Origin of the sequence: Acidovorax delafieldii 2AN (assembly GCF_000175235.1) — a bacterium.
Lineage (GTDB): Bacteria > Pseudomonadota > Gammaproteobacteria > Burkholderiales > Burkholderiaceae_C > Acidovorax > Acidovorax delafieldii_B.
This window is the reverse complement of record NZ_ACQT01000188.1, coordinates 1-6,938: the sequence shown is the minus strand read 5'-3', so window position 1 is coordinate 6,938 and position 6,938 is coordinate 1. Positions and strand designations below refer to the sequence as shown.

Below are 6,938 nucleotides of genomic sequence, written 5' to 3'. Positions count from 1 at the left end.
CGATGCCACGCCATCGGCCCCCAGCCGCGCCTGCATCTGTGCCACCACCCACAGCAGCGACCACACGCCCAGACTGATCAGCGATGCCTGCTGGTTGCGCTGGCGCAAATTGCCAATGGCCTGCCCGGGGGTGGAGGGCTGCACCCAGGGCGACAGGCCCGCATCACCCAGAAAGTACTGCAGCAGCCCGATCACGCTGCCCAGCAAGGCCGCCAGCAACATGCCCACGGCCAACTGCGAAGCCAGAAAAACGCGGCCTCCCGGCACTTCGCCCGCCAGAGGCGAGCGGCGCACCCACCAGGCCCGGCCGACTGCCAGCAGGGCCACCAAGGCGCCACAGGCCCATGCCGCCATCAAGGGCCAGAAATTGGACGAGGGCGGCTGCGTGTGGGAAAACAGAAACGGCAATGCCACTGCCAGCAGGGTCAGCGGTGTGCCAATGGCATCGAACGGCATGTCAATCAACCCGGGGTTTCAGGCAAAAGCCCCGGATCATAGGGGGCGCCACGCCGGCACCTGGCGCACCGCCCGCAAGCGCCTGCCCGTCGCAGCGGGCTAATGCCCGGGCTGGCAGGTCTTGCCCGGCTGCGATGCCTGCTTCAACCAGGCGATCAGGTCGGCGCGCTCTGCATCGTCCTTCACCCCGGCATAGCCCATGGCAGTACCCGGAACGGCCTTCATCGGGTCCTTGAGAAAGACATCGAGCGAGCGCTCATCCCAGACAATGCCGCTGCGCCGCAGGGCCTGAGAATAACCGGTGTACCCCTGCGCCGTGCCTGCGCGCCGCCCCCACAGGCCGCAATGCTGGGGGCCCGTGCGGTGGCCTTCGATGGCGTGGCAGGCGGCGCAGCGCGCATAGATCTGCTCGCCGCGCTGCAAGGCGGCCGGGTCTGCGGCCATGCTAGTGCCCGCCACGAGCAGCAAGCCCGCCAGCCAGCACGCCACCGCTGCATGGCGCGGGCTCATGACATGAAGGCCGAAGGCACCGGCGGCTCACCCAGCACCTGGCGTAGCACGGCCCAGTGCATGGCTTCGTCGCCCAGGATGCTGGCGGCCACCTGGGCCAGCGCCCGGTCGGCGAACAGAGGCACCGCGCCCAGATAGGCAGAGATCGCCCCCCGCTCCAGGCCAGCTGCAAAGCGCAGCACATCGGCCTCGGCCTTGAGCTTGTCGACCGGAAACTCGTACCTGTCCTTGGCTGCCACCGGCTTGCCGCCCAGCTTCTGCACCGTGGCTGCGATGGCGGCCGCGTGTTCCTTGTGGTGCCCCTGGAACTGCAAGGCCACCGGCAGCACGCCCTTGCCCAGCAGACCGCTTTCGGCGCCCACCTGGTAGGCCGCCACGGCCTCCAGCTCGGCGCCCAGCGCCGTGTTGAGAATGCGCACATCGGTTTCCAGATCCTTGGCGTTGACCTTGGCGCCGGCGGCCAGCGCGTCGCGCCCACCCAGCAGGGCCACGGCACCGGCCGACAGCACGGCAGCGCCCGACACCGACATGGCGCGGCGGCGCGCGAGGAACAGGGCCTGCGAGGGCATATCAATGAATGTGTTCTTCATGGTGTTCTCCTGGGGAGTGGTGGAAAAAGGAAAAGATCTGTCAGCGCCGCGCAATCCGCTGGCGCTGCTGCAACTCGGCCACGACGTTGCGCACCACCTGTTCGCAACGCTCGCCGGCAAACGGGAAGGCACTGTCGGCGTGGGCTTCGATCCGTGCACCCAGCGCATCCCGCAGCAGTGCACGGGCACGCAGGTAGCGCGTCTTGACCACGGCATCGCTCACCTGCAGGCAGAACGCGGTTTCTTCGACGCTCATCTCCTGCACGGCCCGCAGGATGAAGACGCTGCGGTAAATGGGCGGCAGCCCCTCCACGGCCGACTGCAGCAACTGGAGCAGCTCGCCGCGGGCGAGGGCCGCATCGGGCGATGCGCCGGGGGGCGCGCTGAAAGACATTGTGTGCTCCGGTGAAGGCTCCTGGTCCAGGCCCTGGGCAGCGTCCATGGGCACGGATCGGCCGCGTTTGCGCAACACATCCAGGGCCACATTGATGGCAATGCGCGCCAGCCAGGTGCCCAGCGAAGCCCCGCCCTGAAAGTCCTGCAGGCGGGTGAAGGCGCGCAGATAGGTCTCCTGGACCACGTCCTGCGCTTCGGCGTCGTCCGGCACCACGCCGCGCGCGGCCCTAAACAGCAACCGGTTGTGCCGGCGCATGATGGCCTCGAACGCCGTCTGATCGCCGTGCAGGGCGCGGCCGATCAGCTCGGCATCCGCTCCCGGCGGGCAGGCAGTGGTCACGGGTGGCGGGGTGGACATGGGCATGGCGGGTCTCGCTTCGTGGGTCTGTGGTCATTGGACGCGCGTTGGCGCGAAAAGGTGACAAGCACCTGCCGCCGACAGGGGTGCCACCCCCATGCCAGACGTGCACAGCGCCCGCGGCCACAATGCCCATCACTTTCCGCCACCCCTCGCCGATCACCGCACACCATGAAAATTGCCCTGCTTTCCGATCTGCACCTCTCGGTGCAGCCGCTGGCCATCGACATTCCCCCTGCCGACGTGGTGGTGCTGGCAGGCGACCTGCAGCGCCCCGCCCAGGCCATGGCCTGGGCGCGGCAACTGGACCGGCCCACCGTGTTCGTGGCGGGCAACCACGAGTTCTATGGGTCCGATCTGGTGACCACCATGGCGCAACTGCGCGCGCATGCCGAAGGCAGCAGCGTGCGCGTGCTCGAATGCGATGAGTGGCGCCATGGCGGCGTGCGTTTTCTGGGCTGCACGCTCTGGTCGGACTACCGGCTGTTCAACTCGCCGCAGCAGCGTGACGAGGCCCTGGCCAAGGCCCTGGAGCTGGTGCGCGACTTCAGCCGCATCCGCGTGGCGCCCGACTTTGCCGCACCGTTCACGCCCGCCGTCTCGCAAATGCTGTTCGACCGGTCGGTGGCCTGGCTGGAGGACCGTTTCGCCGAGCCGTTTGATGGGAACACCGTGGTCGTCACGCACTTCGCCCCGGCGCGCGGCAGCATCGCACCGCAGTTTGTCGGCTCGCCCCTCAACGCCTGCTTTGTCTCCGACCTGGAGGCGCGCATCCTGCGCTGGCAGCCCGTGCTGTGGCTGCACGGCCATGTGCACGACAGCTTCGACTACCAGATCGGCGCCACGCGCGTCGTCGCCAATCCGCGCGGCTATGCCCCGCAGGGCGTGGTGGAGAACAAGGCGTTTGCGCCCCAACAGGTCCTGGAGATCTGAAACTCGGCCCCCGGCGCCCATGGGAGAATGCCGCCCATGTACGCATTGTTTGAAGAAGCCGGCAAATTCATGGCCGGCCGCATCCTGTCCGAAGCCGAAAGCTCGGCCCAAGTCGAACTCGATTCGGGCAAGCGGGTCAAGGTGAAGGCCGCGAACCTCCTGCTGAAATTTGAAAAACCCGCGCCGTCCGAGCTGATGGCACAGGCACAGGCCGTTGCCCAGACCATCGAGCTGCCGCTTGCCTGGGAATTCGCGCCCGAGGACGATTTCGGCTTTGCCGACCTGGCGCGCGACTATTTCTCGGACAACGCCACGCTGGCCCAGCAGGCCGGCGCGCTGTTCGCCCTGCACGAGGCGCCGCACTACTTCCGCCGGGCCGGCAAGGGCCGCTTCAAGAAGGCACCGGCCGAAATCCTGCAGCAGGCGCTGGCCGCCATCGAGAAAAAGAAGCTGATCGTGCGGCAGATCAGCGAGTGGGCCGAAGCGCTGGGGCGCGGCGAGTGCCCCCAGCCCATCCGCGAGCAGCTCTACAAGATATTGTTCCGCCCCGACAAGAACGCGCCCGAATACAAGGCCGTGGTCGAGGCCAGCCGCGCCACGCACCTGGCCCCGCTCGACCTGCTGCAAAAGGCGGGCGCCATCGATTCGGCCTACCAGTTCCACTGGAAGCGCTTTCTGTTCGACAACTTCCCCAAGGGCACGGGTTTCCCGCAGCTCACAGCGCCGCAGCCACCCGCAGACCTGCCGCTGGCCCCCGTGCAGGCCTACTCCATCGACGACTCGCAGACCACCGAGATCGACGACGCCCTCTCGGTGCAGGGCCTGGGCACGGGCACCGTGGTGCTGGGCATCCACATCGCCGCGCCGGGCCTGGCCATCGTGCCGGGCACGCCGCTCGACCAACTGGGCCGCAGCCGCCTGTCCACCGTCTACATGCCGGGCTACAAGATCACCATGCTGCCCGACGAGGTGGTGCAGATCTACACGCTGGACGAAGGCCGTGCCAACCCGGCGGTGTCGCTGTACGTCACGGTGAACGAAGCCACGCTGGAAATCACCGGCACCGAAACCAGGCTGGAGCGCGTGCCCGTGGTGGCCAACCTGCGCCACGACCAGCTGGACCACATCGTCACCGAAGCCTGGCTGACCGACCCGGCCATTGAGATCGAAAACACCCCACAGCGCTTGCTGGATGTGCGTGATCAGCTATCTTTTTTACACCGTCTGGCGAAAAGCCTGAAAGCCCAGCGCGAGGTGGTGCGCGGCAAGCCCGAGAACTTCAACCGGCCCGACTACAACTTCCGCCTGGTCGGCAACGACCGCGGCGAACCCAACGGCTCCGAGCAGGTGCAGATCACCACGCGCCAGCGCGGCGCGCCGCTGGACCTGATCGTGGCCGAGGCCGCCATCGTGGCCAACAGCACCTGGGGCAGCTGGATGGCCGAGCTGGGCGTGCCCGGCATCTACCGCAGCCAGGCCAGCATGGCGCCGGGCGTGAAGGTGCGCATGGGCACCAAGGCGCTGCCGCACGCCGGCATCGGCGTCAAGAGCTATTCGTGGGCCACCTCGCCGCTGCGCCGCTATGTCGATCTGGTGAACCAGTGGCAGATCATTGCCTGCGTGCGCAACGGCAAGACGGCGGCCCTGGCGGCCCCCTTCAAGCCCAAGGATGCCGAGCTGTTCTCCATCATCAGCAGCTTCGACGCGGCCTACAGCGCCTACAACGGCTACCAGGCCGGCATGGAGCGCTTCTGGACGCTGAAATACGTGGAGCAGAACGGCATCACCGAACTCAACGCCACCGTGTTCAAGGAAGGCCCGGGCGGCAGCTTTCTGGTGCGTGCGGACGAGCTTCCGCTGGTCTTCCCCGTGCTGGGCGCGCAGAACCTGCCGCGCGGCGCGCGCCTGAAGGTCAAGCTGGGCGAGGTGGATGAAATCACGCTCGACATCCACGGCACGGTGCTTGAACGCCTGGACAACCCCGACGACAGCAGCGATGACGGCCCGGTCGAAGACGGCGAGGACGAGGAAGCCGTGGCCGGCCCCATCGCCATCGCCGTCGATGTGAACGAGGCCGACGCCTCTGCCAGCGCCGATAATCCTGCCCCGTGAACACAGCCTCCACGCTCCACCACCCCGCGGTCGCCGGCCTTGCAGGCCGCGGCGGCGCAGCCGGTCGCCCCGGGGGGGCCGCTTTTCATCTTGGGGCGGCCCGGCGATGAGAAATACCCCCCCACACTCCCCATTTCATGTGGTCGCTGCCCCCCAAGGGGGCCGCTTTTCATCTTGGGGCGGCCCGGCGATGAAATTACCCTCCTTCCTCACCCGCTTCAGCACGCTGCAGCTCGCGCTGAGCGTGTCGATCGCGCTCCACGCGGCACTGCTGTCGGTGCGCTTCATCGACCCCGAGGGCTTCAACCGCGTGTTCCAGGACACGCCGCTGGAAGTCATCCTGGTCAACGCCAAGTCCAACGAACGGCCCGAGAAAGCCCAGGCCATCGCCCAGGCCAACATGGCCGGCGGGGGCGAGGCCAGCAAGGGCCGGGCAACCAGCCCGCTGCCCTACTCGGCCCTCACGGCGGTGGGCGATGATTTTGAAGAGGCCCAGCGGCGCATGGATGCCCTGCAGGAGCAGCAGGCCCAGATGCTGACCCAGCTGCGCAAGCAGATTGCCGCCCTGCCCGCCCCCGACCCGCGCAAGCCCAGCCAGAGCGGCAGCCAGGCCGCCGAAGAGGAAAAGCGCCGTCAGCTCGTGAAGCTGCTGGCTGAAATCGAAACCCGCATCAACGAAGAGAACGCGCGCCCCAAGAAGCGCTATATCAGCCCCGCCACGCGCGAAGAGGCCTATGCGGTCTATTACTCGGCCCTGCGCAGCAAGGTCGAGGACAAGGGCACCGAAAATTTCCCAGAGCAAGGCGGCAAGAAGCTGTATGGCGAGCTGATCATGGTGGTCACCGTGAACCACGATGGGCGCGTGCTGGCCACCGAGGTGGCACAGAGTTCGGGCAACCGCACGCTGGACCGCCGCGCCGAAGCCATTGCGCGGGCGGCCGGCCCCTTTGGCCACTTCACCCCCGAGATGCGCCGCAAGGCCGACCAGATCGCCATGGTGGCGCGCTTCAAGTTCACGCGGGACCAGACCCTCGAAACCAAGGGCCTCGAAAGCCGTGCGCCCTGAGAGCCTGCGGGCGGTGTTTTCGGGGACATGCGGCCCCCACTGGGTGGCGCGCTCACCGCATGCACGCCCTCTAGGGGAGTCACCCGCCGGCGCCCACCGCCCGTTGGCAAGGGCCGGCATCCCTTTCCGCTTTCCCCTTTCACACCACGCGCCATGAGTTCCTTCGCCCCTCCGGACCTGTATTGCGTGATTGGCAACCCGGTGGCGCACAGCCGCTCACCCGCCATCCACGCCCGTTTTGCCGAACTGACCGGCGAGCGCCTGGTATACGAACGCTGCCTGCTGCCCATCGACGGCTTCGCCCAGGGTGTGCGCGCGTTCATGGCCCGCGGCGGCCGAGGGTGCAATGTCACCGTGCCCTTCAAGCTCGAAGCCGCCGCGCTCGCCACCACGCGCAGCGAGCGCGTACAACGGGCCGGGGCCGCCAACACGCTGGTCTTCGAGGGGCAGGCTATCCACGCCGACAACACCGACGGCCTGGGCCTGGTGGCAGACATCGAACGCAACGCGGGCGTCC

Annotated in this window: 7 protein-coding genes and 1 pseudogene; 4 read left to right on the top strand and 4 right to left on the bottom strand. The window is 67.7% G+C overall.

Features of this window, described 5'->3' with window-relative positions; translation table 11 throughout:
* The 4 genes from ACDELDRAFT_RS17120 to ACDELDRAFT_RS17105 form a co-directional block, all read right to left on the bottom strand.
* Positions 1–456 (bottom strand): pilin glycosylation ligase domain-containing protein (locus tag ACDELDRAFT_RS17120; RefSeq protein WP_005799177.1); only part of this gene is annotated, 456 nt, incomplete at its 3' end.
* Between the two features lie 99 nt (positions 457–555).
* A complete protein-coding gene (locus ACDELDRAFT_RS17115; protein WP_005799176.1) occupies positions 556–966 on the bottom strand; it encodes a c-type cytochrome in 411 nt (136 codons plus the stop codon).
* A complete protein-coding gene (locus tag ACDELDRAFT_RS17110) occupies positions 963–1,556 on the bottom strand; it encodes a ferritin-like domain-containing protein (protein WP_005799175.1) in 594 nt (197 codons plus the stop codon). The genes ACDELDRAFT_RS17115 and ACDELDRAFT_RS17110 overlap by 4 nt, the downstream gene beginning before the upstream one ends.
* Before the next feature lie 40 nt (positions 1,557–1,596).
* A complete protein-coding gene (locus tag ACDELDRAFT_RS17105; protein ID WP_005799174.1) occupies positions 1,597–2,316 on the bottom strand; it encodes an RNA polymerase sigma factor in 720 nt (239 codons plus the stop codon).
* A 165-nt stretch (positions 2,317–2,481) separates the two neighbouring features.
* Here ACDELDRAFT_RS17105 and ACDELDRAFT_RS17100 point away from each other — a divergent pair, with 165 nt between their 5' ends.
* From ACDELDRAFT_RS17100 to aroE, 4 genes and pseudogenes are all read left to right on the top strand, one after another.
* Entirely contained in the window at positions 2,482–3,243 is a 762-nt protein-coding gene (locus ACDELDRAFT_RS17100; RefSeq protein ID WP_005799173.1) for a metallophosphoesterase family protein, read from the top strand.
* A 36-nt stretch (positions 3,244–3,279) separates the two neighbouring features.
* Positions 3,280–5,355 carry a ribonuclease catalytic domain-containing protein gene (locus ACDELDRAFT_RS17095; protein WP_005799172.1) on the top strand — a complete coding sequence of 692 codons (2,076 nt, stop codon included), beginning with the start codon at positions 3,280–3,282 and terminating at the stop codon, positions 5,353–5,355.
* A gap of 190 nt (positions 5,356–5,545) precedes the next feature.
* Positions 5,546–6,421 carry an energy transducer TonB gene (locus tag ACDELDRAFT_RS17090; protein WP_005799171.1) on the top strand — a complete coding sequence of 292 codons (876 nt, stop codon included), beginning with the start codon at positions 5,546–5,548 and terminating at the stop codon, positions 6,419–6,421.
* Positions 6,422–6,574: 153 nt separating this feature from the next.
* Positions 6,575–6,938, top strand: a pseudogene (gene aroE, locus ACDELDRAFT_RS17085) (shikimate dehydrogenase); the annotation flags it as partial.

Coding starts and splice junctions, on each gene's coding strand:
- ACDELDRAFT_RS17115 (WP_005799176.1), bottom strand. CDS start 966: ATGAGCCCGCGCCATGCAGCGGTGGCGTGCTGGCTGGCGGGCTTGCTG.
- ACDELDRAFT_RS17110 (WP_005799175.1), bottom strand. CDS start 1,556: ATGAAGAACACATTCATTGATATGCCCTCGCAGGCCCTGTTCCTCGCG.
- ACDELDRAFT_RS17105 (WP_005799174.1), bottom strand. CDS start 2,316: ATGCCCATGTCCACCCCGCCACCCGTGACCACTGCCTGCCCGCCGGGA.
- ACDELDRAFT_RS17100 (WP_005799173.1), top strand. CDS start 2,482: ATGAAAATTGCCCTGCTTTCCGATCTGCACCTCTCGGTGCAGCCGCTG.
- ACDELDRAFT_RS17095 (WP_005799172.1), top strand. CDS start 3,280: ATGTACGCATTGTTTGAAGAAGCCGGCAAATTCATGGCCGGCCGCATC.
- ACDELDRAFT_RS17090 (WP_005799171.1), top strand. CDS start 5,546: ATGAAATTACCCTCCTTCCTCACCCGCTTCAGCACGCTGCAGCTCGCG.